Annotated in this window: 19 protein-coding genes; 17 read left to right on the top strand and 2 right to left on the bottom strand. The window is 54.1% G+C overall.

Going from position 1 to position 15,339, the window contains the following annotated elements:
* Nucleotides 1-61: 61 nt before the first annotated feature.
* The 8 genes from ffh (at nucleotide 62) to leuB (ending at nucleotide 6,906) form a co-directional block, all read left to right on the top strand.
* A complete protein-coding gene (ffh, locus tag DS739_RS08725) occupies nucleotides 62-1,465 on the top strand; it encodes a signal recognition particle protein (protein WP_035350639.1) in 1,404 nt (467 codons plus the stop codon).
* Nucleotides 1,466-1,527: 62 nt separating this feature from the next.
* A complete protein-coding gene (rpsP, locus tag DS739_RS08720; protein ID WP_003623956.1) occupies nucleotides 1,528-1,881 on the top strand; it encodes a 30S ribosomal protein S16 in 354 nt (117 codons plus the stop codon).
* Between the two features lie 14 nt (nucleotides 1,882-1,895).
* Complete coding sequence (gene rimM / locus DS739_RS08715; RefSeq protein WP_006116495.1) at nucleotides 1,896-2,438, top strand: ribosome maturation factor RimM; 543 nt, start codon at nucleotides 1,896-1,898, stop codon at nucleotides 2,436-2,438.
* Entirely contained in the window at nucleotides 2,435-3,187 is a 753-nt protein-coding gene (gene trmD / locus DS739_RS08710; protein ID WP_003623954.1) for a tRNA (guanosine(37)-N1)-methyltransferase TrmD, read from the top strand. The genes rimM and trmD overlap by 4 nt, the downstream gene beginning before the upstream one ends.
* 14 nt (nucleotides 3,188-3,201) lie before the next feature.
* On the top strand, nucleotides 3,202-3,585 hold the full coding sequence (gene rplS, locus DS739_RS08705; RefSeq protein ID WP_035350614.1) for a 50S ribosomal protein L19: 384 nt from the start codon (nucleotides 3,202-3,204) through the stop codon (nucleotides 3,583-3,585).
* A 154-nt stretch (nucleotides 3,586-3,739) separates the two neighbouring features.
* Nucleotides 3,740-5,143 (top strand): 3-isopropylmalate dehydratase large subunit, encoded by a 1,404-nt coding sequence (gene leuC, locus DS739_RS08700; RefSeq protein WP_006116497.1) that lies wholly within the window; start codon nucleotides 3,740-3,742, stop codon nucleotides 5,141-5,143.
* Nucleotides 5,143-5,766 (top strand): 3-isopropylmalate dehydratase small subunit, encoded by a 624-nt coding sequence (gene leuD, locus DS739_RS08695; protein ID WP_006116498.1) that lies wholly within the window; start codon nucleotides 5,143-5,145, stop codon nucleotides 5,764-5,766. The genes leuC and leuD overlap by 1 nt, the downstream gene beginning before the upstream one ends.
* Before the next feature lie 15 nt (nucleotides 5,767-5,781).
* Nucleotides 5,782-6,906 carry a 3-isopropylmalate dehydrogenase gene (leuB, locus tag DS739_RS08690; RefSeq protein WP_006116499.1) on the top strand — a complete coding sequence of 375 codons (1,125 nt, stop codon included), beginning with the start codon at nucleotides 5,782-5,784 and terminating at the stop codon, nucleotides 6,904-6,906.
* A 151-nt stretch (nucleotides 6,907-7,057) separates the two neighbouring features.
* Here leuB and rpsU read toward each other — a convergent pair whose 3' ends face one another.
* Complete coding sequence (rpsU, locus tag DS739_RS08685) at nucleotides 7,058-7,261, bottom strand: 30S ribosomal protein S21 (protein WP_003623949.1); 204 nt, start codon at nucleotides 7,259-7,261, stop codon at nucleotides 7,058-7,060.
* 213 nt (nucleotides 7,262-7,474) lie between these two features.
* Here rpsU and def point away from each other — a divergent pair, with 213 nt between their 5' ends.
* The 5 genes from def to DS739_RS08660 are packed head-to-tail and all read left to right on the top strand — an operon-like array spanning nucleotide 7,475 to nucleotide 11,306.
* Complete coding sequence (def, locus tag DS739_RS08680) at nucleotides 7,475-7,999, top strand: peptide deformylase (protein ID WP_006116500.1); 525 nt, start codon at nucleotides 7,475-7,477, stop codon at nucleotides 7,997-7,999.
* A gap of 3 nt (nucleotides 8,000-8,002) precedes the next feature.
* The gene (locus tag DS739_RS08675; protein ID WP_006116501.1) at nucleotides 8,003-8,659 is read left to right on the top strand and encodes an RpsU-Divergently transcribed protein; all 657 of its coding nucleotides are present in this window, start codon (nucleotides 8,003-8,005) and stop codon (nucleotides 8,657-8,659) included.
* Between the two features lie 21 nt (nucleotides 8,660-8,680).
* Nucleotides 8,681-9,202, top strand: coding sequence for a MarR family winged helix-turn-helix transcriptional regulator (locus DS739_RS08670; protein ID WP_035350643.1), 522 nt, complete (start codon nucleotides 8,681-8,683; stop codon nucleotides 9,200-9,202).
* Nucleotides 9,192-9,914: a response regulator gene (locus DS739_RS08665; RefSeq protein WP_081461450.1), complete on the top strand. Its 723-nt coding sequence runs from the start codon at nucleotides 9,192-9,194 to the stop codon at nucleotides 9,912-9,914. Before DS739_RS08670 ends, DS739_RS08665 begins: the two co-directional genes overlap by 11 nt.
* Before the next feature lie 9 nt (nucleotides 9,915-9,923).
* A complete protein-coding gene (locus tag DS739_RS08660; RefSeq protein ID WP_006116504.1) occupies nucleotides 9,924-11,306 on the top strand; it encodes an ATP-binding protein in 1,383 nt (460 codons plus the stop codon).
* A 12-nt stretch (nucleotides 11,307-11,318) separates the two neighbouring features.
* Here the strand turns inward: DS739_RS08660 and DS739_RS08655 are convergent, their stop codons facing one another.
* Nucleotides 11,319-11,882, bottom strand: coding sequence for an outer membrane protein assembly factor BamE (locus DS739_RS08655; protein WP_019088338.1), 564 nt, complete (start codon nucleotides 11,880-11,882; stop codon nucleotides 11,319-11,321).
* A 246-nt stretch (nucleotides 11,883-12,128) separates the two neighbouring features.
* Between DS739_RS08655 and DS739_RS08650 the strand changes: the two genes are divergently transcribed.
* From DS739_RS08650 to DS739_RS08635, 4 genes are all read left to right on the top strand, one after another.
* Nucleotides 12,129-12,683, top strand: coding sequence for a DUF177 domain-containing protein (locus DS739_RS08650; RefSeq protein WP_035350645.1), 555 nt, complete (start codon nucleotides 12,129-12,131; stop codon nucleotides 12,681-12,683).
* 165 nt (nucleotides 12,684-12,848) lie between these two features.
* A complete protein-coding gene (gene rpmF / locus DS739_RS08645) occupies nucleotides 12,849-13,052 on the top strand; it encodes a 50S ribosomal protein L32 (RefSeq protein ID WP_006116507.1) in 204 nt (67 codons plus the stop codon).
* Nucleotides 13,053-13,139: 87 nt separating this feature from the next.
* Nucleotides 13,140-14,246: a phosphate acyltransferase PlsX gene (gene plsX / locus DS739_RS08640; RefSeq protein ID WP_035350623.1), complete on the top strand. Its 1,107-nt coding sequence runs from the start codon at nucleotides 13,140-13,142 to the stop codon at nucleotides 14,244-14,246.
* Between the two features lie 64 nt (nucleotides 14,247-14,310).
* Nucleotides 14,311-15,291 carry a beta-ketoacyl-ACP synthase III gene (locus DS739_RS08635; protein ID WP_006116509.1) on the top strand — a complete coding sequence of 327 codons (981 nt, stop codon included), beginning with the start codon at nucleotides 14,311-14,313 and terminating at the stop codon, nucleotides 15,289-15,291.
* Nucleotides 15,292-15,339: the final 48 nt, after the last annotated feature.

Raw genomic sequence — 15,339 nt, 5'->3', positions numbered from 1 at the left:
CAGGCCCGCCACTCCGCGAGTGTTCGCGCAGTGGCGCGTCTTGTTATGGGGTGTGATACTTTTGTTCGAAGCTCTTTCAGGCAAGCTTTCCGGCGTTTTTGATGGCCTCGCTAAACAGGGAGCGCTGTCTGAAGCCGATGTTCTGGAGGCAATGCGGGAAGTCCGTCTGGCTATGCTGGATGCCGACGTTGCGCTGCCTGTTGTTAAAGACTTCGTTAATAAAGTTAAAGAACGTGCCGTTGGGCATGAGGTGCTGGAAAGCATTTCTCCCGGTCAGGCTGTCGCCAAAATCGTCAATGATGCACTTATTGATGCTCTTGGCGGTGCGGGTGCTGTTCCTCTTAATCTCAATTCCACTCCGCCTGTTCCTGTTCTTATGGTTGGTTTGCAGGGGTCTGGTAAAACCACCACTTCTGGTAAGCTGGCCCTGCGCCTTAAAACGCGTGAACGTAAAAAGGTTCTGCTCGCTTCTCTGGATACACAGCGCCCTGCAGCACAGTTGCAGCTTGCGCAGTTGGCAGAGCAGGTTGGTGTCACGTCCCTGCCGATTATCGCTGGGCAAACACCAGTAGAAATTGCCAAGCGTGCCCTCGATACGGGGCGGCTTGAAGGTTACGATGTCGTTATCCTCGATACCGCCGGTCGTCTTTCCATAGACGAAGCGTTGATGGATGAGGTGCGGCAGATTCGTGATGTCACGCATCCGGCAGAAACCCTGCTGGTTGTGGATGCCATGACCGGGCAGGATGCCGTGAATACCGCTAAGGCCTTTAATGAGGCTGTGGGCGTAACCGGCGTTGTCATGACCCGGATGGATGGTGATTCCCGCGGTGGTGCAGCGCTTTCTATGCGTGCCATTACCGGTGCCCCCATCAAGCTGATTGGTACGGGTGAAAAGCTGGACGGGCTGGATGAGTTTTATCCAGAACGTGTGGCAGGCCGTATTCTTGGCTTGGGTGATATTGCCGGGCTTGTTGAAAAAGCCGCCGATACGCTTGATCAGGAAGAAGGTGAACGCCTCGCCCAGAAGATGATGGCGGGCAAGTTCGATCTGGATGACTACGCATCCCAGATCCGCCAGATCAACAAGTTGGGGTCCATTTCCGGTATTCTGGGCATGTTGCCGGGTATGGGTAAAGTTAAGGAAGCTTTGGGGGACAAGGATCTTGATACCTCGATCCTGAAAAAGCACCTTGCCATTATTTCTTCCATGACCAAGGCAGAGCGCAAAAAGCCTGCCATTATCAAGGCATCGCGCAAAAAGCGTATTGCTGCCGGGTCTGGATCTACAGTTCAGGATGTTAACAAGCTGCTTAAGCAGTTTGATATGATGTCCTCCATGATGAAGCGCTTCAACAAACTGGGCTTGAAAGGTCTCATGCGCCAGGGAATGTCCGCGCTCATGCCGAAAGGAATGGGAGGAGGAGGGCCGCCGGGTGGGCCTGGTGGCAATCCTTTCCGCTAAGGCGGTCTGTTTCTAGAAGCAGTTTTTCGGGTTTTTTATTTTTGGGTCTGGAGTAACTCCGAATGAGTCTTAAAATTCGTCTTGCCCGCGCAGGTGCCAAGAAGCGTCCTTACTACCACATCGTTGTGGCAGATAGCCGTTCCCCGCGTGATGGTCGTTTCATTGAAAAGGTTGGCGCTTACAACCCAATGCTTCCGTCTGACCACGCTGAACGCGTGCGCCTGACGGAAGAACGTATCAAGCATTGGCTGTCTGAAGGTGCTCAGCCGACAGATCGCGTTGCACGCTTCCTTGGTAACGCTGGTCTGGCGCCTAAGCCCGCTTATCGTGAACAGCCGAAAAAGTCTGCTCCGAAGAAGAAGGCACAGGCACGCGCTGCTGAAGCTGCTAAAGCTGCCGAAGCCGCTGCTGCCTAAAGCCTGAAACCATCATGTGCTCAAACCTCATTCTGATGGGCGTTGTTGGTAAACCGCATGGTGTGCGCGGCCTTGTGCGTGTGCGCGCTTATGCGGAAAACCCACAAACGCTGGAGCAGTCTGGGGCATTGCAGGATGATCAAGGCCGTAAATGGTTCCTTAGTTGGCGTGGGGCGGATAGCGTGGCCGAATTGCGGGATGCCAATGGCACGCCGTTGGCCGATCGTGATGCTGCGCAGGCATTGGTAAACACCCGCCTGTATGTGCCGCGCACAGCTTTGCCTGAACCTGAGGAAGAAGAATTCTATCATGCTGATCTTATTGGCATGGAAGCATTCGAAAACGGTCTTTCTCTTGGTCGTGTTGTGATGGTGCATGATTATGGAGCTGGCGCCAGTCTGGAACTAAGTGATGGTTCCCTTGTTCCGTTTACTCAGGCCTGTGTGCCGCAAGTGCATCTGGAACAACGGACAATTACGGTGGTGCGCCCTGAAGAAGTTTCGGGCGAAGAAGGACGTGGCGTTGGTAAACGGCAGAAAACAGAGGTGCAGCCATGAACTGGCAGGCCACTGTGCTCACGCTGTTTCCTGAAATGTTTCCGGGCCCACTGGGGCTTTCTCTTGCAGGGCGAGCACTGGAAAAAGGCTTGTGGACATGTCGGACGGAAGATCTGCGGCAGCATGGTCTGGGCCGGCATCGTGCAGTGGATGATACACCGTTTGGTGGTGGTGCAGGCATGGTTATCCGCCCAGATGTGGTGGATGCTGCTTTTGCAGCTTCTCAAGCGCCAGCGGATGTGCCGCGTGTGTATCTTACGCCACGTGGGCGGCCTTTAACGCAGCAGGATGTGCGGCGTTATGCGGCTGGTTCTGGGGTGTTGTTGCTGTGTGGTCGGTTTGAAGGTGTGGACGAGCGTGTGCTGCAAGCGCATGACGTCGAGCAGGTATCTATCGGAGATTACATTCTCTCTGGTGGGGAAACTGCTGCACTGGTGTTGCTGGATGCGTGTGTGCGCCTGCTGCCCGGCGTGATGGGGTGTGAAGAAAGTGGCGTAGAGGAAAGTTTTTCCGAAGGGCTGCTTGAATATCCGCACTATACCCGTCCTGCTGAATGGGAAGGGCGCGCTGTGCCGGAAATCCTGCTTTCGGGCAATCATGCCGCCATCGCGGCCTGGAGGCAGAAGCAGGCAGAAGAAATAACGCGGGAAAGAAGGCCGGATCTGTGGTCTGCCTGGCTGGCTCGCAAGGAAAGAAACATGGCTGAAGCTGTGGGCGGGGCCGCACAGACAGACCATTTTGGGGTTTGAGGAAGGATACCGACATGAACATCATTCAGCAGTATGAAGCTGCAGAAATTAAGCGTCTGACAGCAGAGCGCGCTGTTCCGGAATTCGAAGCCGGTGATACGGTGCGTGTTTCCGTTAAGGTGCAGGAAGGTGAACGTACCCGTCTGCAGGCTTTTGAAGGCGTTGTGATTGCCCGTTCCAACAAGGGCCTGAACAGCAACTTCACCGTGCGCAAAATTTCCAATGGTGAAGGTGTGGAACGTGTGTTCCCGCTGTACGCACCTACGGTAGCAGAAATCAAGGTTGTGCGTCGTGGTAAAGTGCGTCGTGCAAAACTGTACTACCTGCGTGGCCGTAGCGGTAAGTCTGCACGTATTGCAGAACGCCCGCGTGAAGTGGTTGCCCCGGCAGCCAACTAAAACCATATAACCGTTTACTGCGGTCTGATATGGTTTTTAAAACCCGGCTGGCCTATGTCAGTCGGGTCTTTTTGATATATAGGCATACCGCAACAGCACTGGCCCAAGTAGGTGTGCTGATGCATGTAGTGTAAGAAATATAAAGGAGGAGGGCATGGGCCCGCGTACGTTGTTCGACAAGATCTGGGATGATCACGTCGTTGAAACTCTGCCGGACGGCACCTCCATTCTTTATATTGACCGGCACCTTGTGCACGAAGTCACCAGCCCGCAGGCTTTTGAAGGCTTGCGTCTGGCAGGGCGTAAACTGCGCCATCCAGAAAAAACGGTGGCGGTGGTTGACCACAATGTGCCCACGTCTGACCGTACCCAGCCGATTGAAGAAGCTGATAGCCGTAACCAGATTGAAACGCTGGAACGTAACGTTAAGGAATTCGGGGTTCCGTATTTCCCGTTGCTATCTGCCAATCAGGGTATTGTGCACGTTGTCGGGCCAGAGCAGGGGATCTCTCTGCCAGGCATGACCATTGTGTGCGGTGATTCCCATACGTCTACGCATGGTGCTCTGGGTTCGCTGGCTTTCGGTATCGGTACATCGGAAGTTGAGCATGTTATGGCTACGCAGACCATTCTGCAGCGGCCAGCCAAAAACATGCGCGTTACGGTAGATGGCGCGCTGGGTGCTGGCGTTTCTGCCAAAGATATCATGCTGGCTATTATCGGGCACATTGGCACGGCTGGTGGCACAGGGCATGTTATTGAATTTGCTGGCTCCGCCATTCGTGGTCTGGACATGGCTGGCCGCATGACGCTGTGCAACATGGCGATTGAGGCCGGTGCACGTGCAGGCATGGTTGCGCCAGATGAAACCACATTTGAATATGTGCGTGGCCGCCCCTTTGCCCCCAAAGGCGAAGAGTTTGATAAGGCCGTTGTCTATTGGAAAACACTGGCTTCTGATGAAGGCGCGCATTTCGATAAGGAAGTGACGCTTCGGGCAGAAGATATCAGCCCTAGCCTGACATGGGGTACCAGCCCAGAAACAGTGCTGCCCATTACGGCTGCTGTGCCTAATCCTGCTGATGAAGCAGATGAAGCCAAGCGCACCCAAATGCAGCGCATGCTGGACTACATGGGGCTGGAAGCCGGGCAGAAAATTGCAGGCACACCTATTGATGTGGTTTTTATTGGGTCTTGCACCAACAGCCGCATTGAAGACCTGCGTGCCGCTGCGCAGATAGCGGCTGGCCGCAAGGTGGCTGAAGGCGTGCGCGCCATGATTGTTCCGGGTTCGGGCAACGTAAAGCGGCAGGCGGAAGAAGAAGGTCTGGATCAGATTTTTCTGGATGCCGGTTTTGAATGGCGTGAGGCCGGATGCTCTATGTGCCTCGGCATGAACCCGGATCGGCTGACACCGGGTCAGCGTTGCGCTTCTACATCCAACCGTAATTTTGAAGGGCGTCAGGGGCCGGGTGGTCGCACACATCTGCTGTCTCCAGCTATGGCTGCTGCTGCTGCCGTTACCGGATGCCTGACTGATGTAAGGGAGCTGGCATAATGGAAAAGTTTACAACTCTGTCGGCCATTGCAGCAGCTCTGCCAGAAGCTAACATTGATACCGATAAAATTATTCCGGCACGCTTTCTTAAAACCACGCAGCGCACTGGTTTGGGCAAAAATGCCTTTGATGCTATGCGCTATCTGCCAGATGGCAAAGAAAACCCGGATTTTGTGCTGAATAAAGAGCCATGGCGCAAAGCCGAAATCCTGATTACCTATGATAATCTGGGTTGCGGTTCATCGCGCGAGCATGCGCCTTGGGCATTGTTGGATTTTGGCATTCGGTGTGTGATTGCCCCTTCTTTTGCAGATATCTTTTTCAATAACTGCTTCAAAAACGGTATTTTACCGATCCGTCTGCCGCGCGAAATTTGCGATGAGCTGATGGAGGATGCCAGCATGGGCAGCAATGCCCGCCTTACGGTTGATCTGCCCCGGCAGGTGATTGTGCGGCCAGATGGGCAGGAAGTGCCTTTTGAAATCGATCCGTTCCGTAAGCATATGCTGTTGGAAGGGCTGGATGATATTGGCCAGACACTTCAGCACGAAACAAATATCGAAGGGTATGAAAACCGGGAAAACCGGGAAAAACCTTGGATGCCTTCCATTCATATTGATTGATTATTCTGGAGCTGCATGATGACTGCACAGAACACAGCCATAAAACTTCTTGTTCTGCCGGGTGACGGTATTGGCCCCGAAATCATGCGGGAAGTCCGGCACGTTATTGATTGGCTGGAAAGCCGTCGTGGCCTGTCCTTCGATATTACGGAAGATCTGGTTGGTGGTGCTTCTCTGGCAGAATACGGTGTGCCTATCCGTGATGAAGTAATCGAGAAGGCATGGGCTGCAGATGCTGTGCTGTTTGGCTCGGTGGGGGATCCGAAATGGGCACATGTGGGGTTTGAAAAGCGCCCGGAAGTAGCCATTCTCAAGCTGCGGCAGGAACTGGGGCTGTTTGCCAACTTGCGCCCTGCCAAAGTGTTTGATGCACTGGTTGATGCCAGCACGCTTAAGCCGGATGTGGTGCGCGGTCTGGATATTATGATCGTGCGTGAAACGGTGGGCGGTATCTATTTTGGCAACCCACGTGGTATTGAAACCCTGCCAGATGGCAGCAAGCGCGGTGTGAACACGGAAGTTTACACCACATCCGAAATTGAACGTGTGGCACGTGTGGCGTTTGATCTGGCACGTAAGCGGTCCAACCGTGTGTGCTCTGTTGAAAAATGCAATGTCATGGAAAGCGGCCTTCTATGGAAGGAAGTGGTGACAGATGTGCACGCCAAAGAATTCTCGGATGTAGAACTTTCTCACATGCTGGCCGATAACTGCGCCATGCAGATGGTGCGTAACCCGCGCCAGTTTGATGTGATTGTAACAGGCAACCTGTTTGGTGATCTGCTGTCTGACCTTGCATCTATGCTCACAGGCAGCTTGGGTATGCTGCCTTCTGCAACGCTTGGTGCTGTGCGTGAAAATGGCAAATTCCCCGCGCTGTATGAGCCCATTCATGGTAGTGCGCCGGATATTGCCGGGCAGGGCATTGCAAACCCAATTGCGCAGATTCTATCTTTTGCCATGCTGCTGCGTTACTCCCTGAATAAGCAGGAAGAAGCAAACATGATTGAGCAGGCAGTTTCCAACGTGTTGGAAAGCGGTCTGCGCACGGCAGATATCATGAGCGAAGGCATGGCGCGCGTTGGCACATCCGTTATGGGTGAAGCCATTGTGCGGGAGCTGGATAAGCTCCAGAAGTAACGCTTTTAGCAAGCTACCAGTTTAAAAAGCCGCTCCACTTTAGGTGGGGCGGCTTTTTTTATGTGCGCGAAGCTATCAAACATAGCAGGCACAAAAAAGGCCGGAACATCCATAGGATGCCGGCCTTTTTTGGATAGAAGGATGGAAAGGCTTAGAAGCCTTCGCGTTCCAGACGCTTGCGTTCCATCTTACGAGCACGGCGCACGGCTTCTGCCGCTTCACGGGCCTTACGCTCAGACGGCTTTTCGAAGTGCCGACGCAGCTTCATTTCACGGAAGATTCCTTCACGCTGCATTTTCTTCTTGAGCGCTTTAAGAGCCTGATCGACATTGTTGTCACGGACGAGAACGTGCACTTGGTCTCTAACCCCTGTTTCAGAAAAATCCGGGTAACCCGGCTTTTTGTAGATTATACGGAACCGGAACCGTCGCGGCCTTGCGGGGCGCCGATTCCTTTGTTGGCGGTCTCTATAACACGGCCTTTAGACAAGATACAATTTGTTCTTTCGTGTTTAAAATGCACTTCTGAGTGCTTTTATTGTGCAACCTCCATAGAAATGGGGTGAAAAATGGCAGTTCTTGCAATAGCCCGCATGGGGCACCCGGTTTTAAGGCAGTCCGCGCAGGAGGTGCCAGACCCCACAGCCCCAGATATTCAACGCCTGATAGCCGATATGCGTGAAACTCTGGAAGAAAGCGGTGGCGTAGGCTTGGCGGCCCCACAGGTTTTTGTGTCTCAAAGGCTTTTTATTTACAGCGTGCCGTTGGCCCGCAGTGAAGGGGAAGATGATCCCCCTTTGCCTGTGCAGGCTTTGATCAACCCGATTTTAACGCCTGTTGATGATGAAACGCAGCTACGGGCGGAAGGCTGCCTTTCTCTGCCTGACCTGCGTGGGGAAGTGCCGCGTTATAAGCGCATATGGTATGCTGGGTTTGATCAGCATGGTCAGAAAGTGGAAGGCATGGCCACAGGCTTTCGGGCGCATGTCATGCAGCACGAAATGGATCATCTGGATGGAATCCTCTATCCCATGCGGATGACGGATATGAGCAAATTTGGATTTGCAAAAGAAATCACACGGTATGGGGCATAAAGCATGAGTACGGGTGCAGGTAAGATAAGTCAGGCTATCTCATTGGCAGTGGCAACTTTGGCTGCTGGCATTATGCCTGCGCCTTTGGAGCGTGACCCAGCGCGGGATGAGATCTTGCGTAAAATGGCTGCGGTGGCCGGAGAGCGCGGATGGGGCATGGATGTTCTGCTGCAAGTGGCAGGCCCAGATGCGGATCTGCTGTTTCCGGGTGGGAGTGCGGAGCTTGTGGAAGCGTGGTTTGATCTGTGTGACAGAGATATGCTGGAAGCTATGTGGGATACGGAAGAAGCTCGACTAAGCCAGCGTGTAAGGCAGGCGCTGCTGTATCGGCTCCCAGCAGATGCGTCTGTCCGTGCAGCCTCGCGTAAAGGTCTTTCTGTTTTGCTGGCACCGTGTGAGGGAAAAGCGCTGCGCCGAAGCATGATGCGCACCGTTAATGCCATCTGGCAGGCCGCGCAGGATGACTCTTCTGGGCTAACTTACATGACCAAGCGCCTGAGCTTGGGTGGCGTATATGCCTCTGTGCTGCTGTACTGGCTGGCCCGTGGCGAGAATGAAGCTGCTTTGGCTGCGTTTGTGGACAGGCGTCTGGCAGATGTTCTGCGTTTTGGGCGTATCAAGGCCCGTATGGGTGGTTTTCCCTTTATGGCGCGCGCTTAAAAGCAGGGAGCCTGAATGCATATGTCCCTACCTCATGAAACAGCAGGGGCAGACCTGCTCTTTCTGCGGGAAGAACAGTTGAGGCTGGCGCAAACCCTCATGTTTCTGGCATCGCGCGATATGGCGCAGGCTGTTGAGCCCGTTTTAGAAGAAGATGGTTTGGGGCACGCGCATTACCGGGTCTTGCAGGTTCTGGCATTTAGCCCCGGTATTCCAGTTAGCCGCCTTCAAGCTGTGTTGGGGGTGACAAAACAAAGCCTTGGCCGCACCATGCATGAACTGGACGCAAGGCGGTATCTGGAAAGCCAACCGGGCCGCCAGGATAGGCGGCAGCGTCTGCTTTTTTTAAGCCCAGAAGGTAAGGCGGCAGAAGCCAGATTGTTTGCTGTTGTGCGCCAGCGCCTTGTGGCAGCGTACCGGGAGGCAGGAGGTGCCGCCGTAGAAGGGTTTCGGCGCGTGATGCGTGGAATGTTATCCGAGCAGAGTCGGTCTGTGCTGAATGAAGATGCAGCAGGCAAAAAAGGAGGGCGGCATGGAGCATGAGCGCGAGAGTGTGGAAGAAGATGTCGCCCCGCATGTTATCGTGGTGGATGATGATCCACGGTTGCGGCGGCTGTTGCAGCGTTACCTGTTTGAGCACGGTTTTCGGGTAAGCGTGGCGGCGAGTGCGGCAGAAGCACGGCAAACGCTGGAAGGTATTCAGCCCGATGCCATGGTGCTGGATGTGACCATGCCGGGTGAAAACGGTTTGGAGCTAACACGCGCACTGCGTGATGAAGGGCAGGAACTTCCCATTCTGCTTCTTACAGCACGAGGAGAGCCAGCAGACCGCATTACGGGGCTGGAAGCTGGGGCAGATGATTATCTGGGTAAACCTTTTGAGCCGCGTGAGCTGCTTTTGCGCTTGAAAGCACATTTGCGCCGGCATCAGCCTGCTCCGGCCACGGATAATCTGCGCATCGTGCGGTTAGGGGATAAGGAGTTTGATCCGGTTCGGCTTATTCTTAGTGGTCCCAATGGTACCATCCATCTTACGGGAGGGGAGGCCGCTCTGCTTTCCGTATTGGCGCGCAGGCCCAATGATGTGTTCTCGCGGGAGGAAATTGCCAGGGCGCTGGATATGGCGGAAATTGGAGAACGCGCCGTAGATGTGCAGGTTACGCGTCTTAGGCGACGTATTGAGCCCGACCCCAAGGAACCACGATACCTGCATACCATTCGTGGGCGTGGGTATGTGCTCAAACCCGGGCTGTAAGACTAGATCATGCAGCGCAGCGGGCTAAAGCTTTTTCCATCCTCATTCTGGAAATCACGCAGGGTGGAAAAATCCATGCGGCGCGTGCTTCCACGTTCGCTTCTGGCGAGATCTTTGCTGATTGTGTTCATTCCCTTGCTGATCACGCAGGGCATCGCGTTGGAAGTGTTTTACGGTAATTTTCTACAGGTTGCCTCGCGGCGTCTTTCAGATTCCGTTACATCGGAAATAGTGCTCTCATTGAACGCCTTGGAGCATTTGAAAAAACCGGCAGACCGGCAGTGGTTTGTAGAGCAAGCCCAGCAACATTTGCAGTTGGTGGAATCGTGGCATTCCAATGCGCGGCTTAGGCGTTTTGGCTCTACCCATGTGTTGGGGCCTATGGATGAAGATCTGGCTCGCGCCTTACGTGCCTCCATTAGCTATCCGTTTTTTGTAAACTGGCGGGCAGACCCCCATACAGTCAAAATTTCCATTCAGTTGCCAGATGGTGTGCTGGATGTAGAAGCACCACGTAAACGGTTGGATATGGGACAGATCTGGCTGTTTGTGGCGTGGGCTGTTGGTAGTTCCTTGCTGCTGTTTGTGATTGCCAGCCTGTTCATGCGTAACCAAGTGCGGGCTATCCGGCGGTTGGCCCATGCGGCCGAACAGTTTGGGCTTGGGCGTGATATTGGCCCTATTCGTCCGGCAGGGGCGCAGGAAGTGCGTAAAGCTGCTGTGGCCTTTAACCGCATGCAAGATCGGATTTACCGTTTTGTATCGCAACGCACGGGGGTTCTGGCGGGTGTATCGCATGATTTGCGCACACCACTCACCCGTTTGCGGCTTTCTTTGGACATGATGCCCCGTACCGGCATGGTACGGGCAGAGGATATTCAACCCGACGTGGAAGACATGATTGGTGATGTGGCTGAAATGGAGCACATGATTGCCAGTTATTTGGCCTTTGCACGGGGGGAAGGGGCCGAAAACGTTGCAGAAACCGAAATAGAACCCTTTTTGGAAGACGTGGCTGCTGCGGCCCGGCGGGCTGGCGCGCATGTTTTTTCTGTGCGTGTGGCGCAGGGGTTGCGCGTGCATATGCGCCCAGATGCCATGCGCCGCGCATTAACAAATTTGGTGGATAATGCGCGGCGCTATGCAAAGCATATCAATTTAAGCGCTCAGAGCCGATCAGATGGCGTTGTGGTGATGGTAGATGATGATGGGCCGGGTATCCCTCCAGAACGTCGAGACGGCGTTCTACGGGCTTTTGAGAGTGGGCGTGGGGGTGGAACCGGGCTGGGGCTAACAATCTCACGCGATATCGTGCGCGCACATGGCGGCGAGATGGAATTGCTGGATTCCCCAATGGGTGGCTTGCGCGTCAGGCTGTTCCTGCCGCGCTAGACCCACTGGCAGTTACAGAGAGTTGCCAGAACCAAAGTGGCCTGGCCCCTGATTGTTCATGCCCATACCACCTGCGCCACCGCCTGCGGAGCCCGCGCCCATCATATTCTGCATGGGGTTGTAGCGGCCCACGTTCCCCAGAATCTGCTGTAGGATGTTGATTTTTGTGCCCGGCGTGGGGGTGATGCTGTTGATCATGGCGACAGAGCGGGAATCTTTTTTGTTCAGTGTGCGTAAGCTCTGAAGGTTGCCTGCATCATCAAACTTCAGCACCACAACCTGCTGCTTGCCGATTCCCGGAAAATCCATGGGAATCAGATATGTGCTCATGGAAATATAGATCCATGTGTTGTCATCAAACGCTCCCTTGGTGGTGGGGGAGCCTAGCAGATCTAACGCATCGGCCCGTGTGCTGGCGCCGGGGATAAGCTGGTTGTAATCATCTGCCTCAATCAAAGAGCCACGAGGCGTGGGGGTTGGCCCAAACACGGCGCAGCCAGAAAGCGCTATTACTGCCGCCAACGCGCCGCAGGTATTCCGCAGGCGTGATATTTTGTTCTGGCGTGGCTGCTTCATTCGGTTGAGGCTTCCCTAAGTATAACATTTAAGGCATCCGCACATCGCGGCCATGTAACAGTCGGATGCCTCAAACTGATACGAAGCGTCAATTACAGAATGGTTTTTTCCATTCGTTTTTACACTTTACCCCCTTTAGCTTTCCTTCAAAAAGCCCCAATTAGAAAAAGCGTTGCAGGTGGGGGTGTGCCCGTAAGTGTATGCGCCCCTGTAAACGATCTTCCTCTGCCAGCTCAGGAGGCTGCCATGTCTGAAAAACCAGAATTTTCCCGCCCAATGGCATTGCGCCGAATCGGAGGGCAGGAAACTGCAGTGACGGTGGAAGCAACAGAACAGGAATGTGCAGCGATTGCCCGCCGCCTTGGTTTGCCAAAAATTACACTTTTCCGCTGTCGGTATCTGCTTAAGGCCGATAGGCACAGTGTGGTGGAGGCAGAAGGTGCGCTGGCTGTTCATTATACGCAGACCTGCGTTGTCAGCCTTGAAAACTTTGAGGATGTTCTGGCAGGAGCATTCAACATTCGGTTTGTGCCTTCTGAACGGTTTGTAGAACCCGAAGAGCCTGATTTGGATGCAATTGATGAAATTCCGTATGAAGGGCAGGATATTGACTTGGGTGAAGCTGCGGTAGAGCAGTTTGCGCTTGATCTGGATCCATACCCACATGCGCCGGAAATTGATCTGCCAGAAGGCCTTGTTCTGAGCGAGGAAGAGGCAGAAAAACTTCTGGAAGAAGGGGAGCAGGATGAAAAGCAGAACCCCTTTGCGGCCCTGTCTCGGCTAAAACCGGGGAAGGCCTGATCTAGGCGCGGTACGGGTTTTCTTTCCGGATTGCTTGCGAAAATGCTTGCTGTCTGCTAGAGGCCCCGGCTCAGTCTGGTGATAAACCTGTGTTGTTGTTCGGTGGGGTGAAAAAACACGCTGCCGGGCGTTTTTAAACCGTTTTTCAAGAGGGGGCTCGGGCTCATGGCTGTACCCAAGAAGAAAACCTCGCCTTCACGTCGTGGCATGCGTCGCAGCCATGAAGCTCTGAACGTGGAAGCTTTTGCTGAATGCTCTAACTGTGGCGAACTGAAGCGCCCGCACCATGTGTGCAGCCATTGTGGCCATTACGATGGTCGTGAAGTGGTTGCTTCTGGTAAGGCACTTAAGGTTGCTGTCCGCGCTTAATAGCGTGGGTTTGCGGTAAAACGCGCATTGCAGCGTGATGCGCGTTCTGTGGGAGCAAGGCATCTGCGGTATGGCAGAGAAGCAGGCATGAACAAGACCGAGATTCCAGATAATTCCCTTTCTGAACAGGACGAGGTGTTCAGCCTTGCCGTGGATGGAATGGGAGGTGATGGGGCTCCGGAAGTTGTTGTCGCCGGGCTCGCCGCCGCCGCTGAACGGCACCGAGGCATCAAGGTGCTGCTGCTGGGGGATGAATCCCAGTTGCGGCCTTTGCTGGCAAAGTACCCCAAGGCTGCATCCATATGCACTATCTCGCATACGGATCAGTCTATCCCAATGGATATGAAGCCAACATCTGCTTTGCGGATGCGGCGATCGTCCATGCGCATTGCCATGGATGCCGTGGCAAGTGGCCGCGCCCGTGGTGTGGTTTCTGCTGGTAACAGCGGTGCCATGCTGGCTTTGGCCAAGATTGTTGTTAAAACCCTTCCGGGTATTTCCCGTCCGGCCATGGCGGCCATCAGCCCTACCATCAAGGGTGATGTGGTCATGCTGGATTTGGGTGCGAATGTGGCGTGTGACTGGCGCAACCTTGTAGAGTTTGCCGTAATGGGTGAAGCTTTTGCCAAGGCTGTGTTGGGGCTGCCTGCGCCCTCTATCGGGTTGCTCAATATCGGTTCGGAAGAGCTGAAGGGTGATGAAAAGCTGCGTGTAGCAGCAGAAGCCCTGCGAGAAAGCCCACTGGCTTCGCAGTTCCATGGTTTTGTGGAAGGGCATGATATTACCGCAGGCACAACCGATGTGGTTGTAACTGATGGGTTTACCGGAAATGTCGCGCTTAAAACCGGGGAAGGGGTGCTTAAAATGGCAACCACTCTCCTGCGGCGCGTATTTAAGCGTGGTATTGTTTCCAAAATTGGATATCTGCTTGTGCGTCCGGGTTTGGAACGCATGAAGGAATGGCTTGATCCGCGCCGTTACAATGGGGCCGTTTTTGTAGGCCTGAACGGTGTGGTTGTTAAGTCTCACGGCGGCACGGATGCAGAAGGTTTTGCCGCAGCGGTTGATGTGGCGATGGATATGGTGACGCACGGATTTAATGACAGTATCCGTGATCGTCTCTCCCATATGAGTGCACTTCTCTCTCCCCAGCAAAATGCGGAGGAGCGCGAGCCAGCGGTTCCCGTTTCCTGATTGGTACAAGACTGTCTGATCAGTAGCGGCATGTTGGGTCGCTACCGCATGCTGTTGGCTGATAATGAAAGAACGGTTTATGGCGAAACGTTCGCTTCTGGTAGGGTTTGGCGGTTTCCTGCCAGATCAGGTTGTCAGCAATGCAGAGCTGGCAGAACGTCTTGAAACATCAGATGAATGGATCAAAACCCGCACAGGTATCACCCGCCGCCATCTTGTTGGGCCGAATGATACGGCAGCCAGCATGGGGGCAGAGGCCGCACGGCGCGCCTTAGACTATGCGGGGCTAACGGCTGAAGATATTGATGCAGTTTTTGTGGCGACAGCCACGCCAGATCAGGCTTTTCCTGCAACGGCTGTACGTGTTCAGGCCGCATTGGGCATGAAGCAGGGCTTTGGCTTTGATATTACTGCCGCATGCTCTGGCTTTATTTTTGCACTTTCCACCGCAGATGCGTTTATCCGTTCCGGCCAGATTCGGAACGCGCTGGTTATCGGTTCTGAAGTGTATTCCCGCATCATGGATTGGGAAGACCGTACAACCTGTGTGCTGTTTGGGGATGGTGCTGGTGCAGTTGTGCTTTCTGCCTCGGATGAGCCGGGTGAGCGCGGTATTCTTTCCACGCATTTACATTCCGATGGTACAGCGGGCGATCTGTTGTATGTGGATGGTGCCGTGGGACAGCCAGATAAAAGCGGACATCTGAAAATGAGCGGGCGTGACGTGTTCCGCCATGCCGTTGGCAAACTTTCTTCTTCTGTAGATGAAGCGCTGGAAGCTGAAGGCCTTTCTTACGCAGATGTAGATTGGCTGGTGCCGCACCAGGCGAATATCCGCATTATTGAAGGCGTTGCGAAAAAGCTGAACCTGCCTGCTGAGCGGGTGGTGATAACGGTTGATCGGCATGCCAATACCTCAGCGGCATCTGTGCCTTTGGCATTGGATGAGGCTGTGCGTGATGGACGTATCCAGAAAGGTGACCTGGTTTTGATGGAAGCCTTGGGTGGTGGTCTGACATGGGGTTCTGCTTTGGTAAGGCTATAATTTTAGAACATATTGTAAGCACAACTGCGTGAATGAATTGACGCGGCG

The organism is Acetobacter sp. JWB, from assembly GCF_003323795.1.
Lineage (GTDB): Bacteria > Pseudomonadota > Alphaproteobacteria > Acetobacterales > Acetobacteraceae > Acetobacter > Acetobacter oryzifermentans.
The sequence above is the reverse complement of the archived record's forward strand: the minus strand, read 5'-3'. Positions and strand labels throughout refer to the sequence as shown.

What these genes read in the sequence shown, in the direction of transcription:
- plsX (WP_035350623.1), top strand. Translation starts at nt 13,140, where the DNA reads ATGAACAAGACCGAGATTCCAGATAATTCCCTTTCTGAACAGGACGAG.
- DS739_RS08650 (WP_035350645.1), top strand. Translation starts at nt 12,129, where the DNA reads ATGTCTGAAAAACCAGAATTTTCCCGCCCAATGGCATTGCGCCGAATC.
- DS739_RS08665 (WP_081461450.1), top strand. Translation starts at nt 9,192, where the DNA reads ATGGAGCATGAGCGCGAGAGTGTGGAAGAAGATGTCGCCCCGCATGTT.
- leuC (WP_006116497.1), top strand. Translation starts at nt 3,740, where the DNA reads ATGGGCCCGCGTACGTTGTTCGACAAGATCTGGGATGATCACGTCGTT.
- rpmF (WP_006116507.1), top strand. Translation starts at nt 12,849, where the DNA reads ATGGCTGTACCCAAGAAGAAAACCTCGCCTTCACGTCGTGGCATGCGT.
- DS739_RS08635 (WP_006116509.1), top strand. Translation starts at nt 14,311, where the DNA reads ATGAAAGAACGGTTTATGGCGAAACGTTCGCTTCTGGTAGGGTTTGGC.
- trmD (WP_003623954.1), top strand. Translation starts at nt 2,435, where the DNA reads ATGAACTGGCAGGCCACTGTGCTCACGCTGTTTCCTGAAATGTTTCCG.
- rplS (WP_035350614.1), top strand. Translation starts at nt 3,202, where the DNA reads ATGAACATCATTCAGCAGTATGAAGCTGCAGAAATTAAGCGTCTGACA.
- DS739_RS08655 (WP_019088338.1), bottom strand. Translation starts at nt 11,882, where the DNA reads ATGAAGCAGCCACGCCAGAACAAAATATCACGCCTGCGGAATACCTGC.
- rimM (WP_006116495.1), top strand. Translation starts at nt 1,896, where the DNA reads ATGTGCTCAAACCTCATTCTGATGGGCGTTGTTGGTAAACCGCATGGT.
- leuB (WP_006116499.1), top strand. Translation starts at nt 5,782, where the DNA reads ATGATGACTGCACAGAACACAGCCATAAAACTTCTTGTTCTGCCGGGT.
- DS739_RS08670 (WP_035350643.1), top strand. Translation starts at nt 8,681, where the DNA reads ATGTCCCTACCTCATGAAACAGCAGGGGCAGACCTGCTCTTTCTGCGG.
- DS739_RS08660 (WP_006116504.1), top strand. Translation starts at nt 9,924, where the DNA reads ATGCAGCGCAGCGGGCTAAAGCTTTTTCCATCCTCATTCTGGAAATCA.
- leuD (WP_006116498.1), top strand. Translation starts at nt 5,143, where the DNA reads ATGGAAAAGTTTACAACTCTGTCGGCCATTGCAGCAGCTCTGCCAGAA.
- rpsP (WP_003623956.1), top strand. Translation starts at nt 1,528, where the DNA reads ATGAGTCTTAAAATTCGTCTTGCCCGCGCAGGTGCCAAGAAGCGTCCT.
- DS739_RS08675 (WP_006116501.1), top strand. Translation starts at nt 8,003, where the DNA reads ATGAGTACGGGTGCAGGTAAGATAAGTCAGGCTATCTCATTGGCAGTG.
- def (WP_006116500.1), top strand. Translation starts at nt 7,475, where the DNA reads ATGGCAGTTCTTGCAATAGCCCGCATGGGGCACCCGGTTTTAAGGCAG.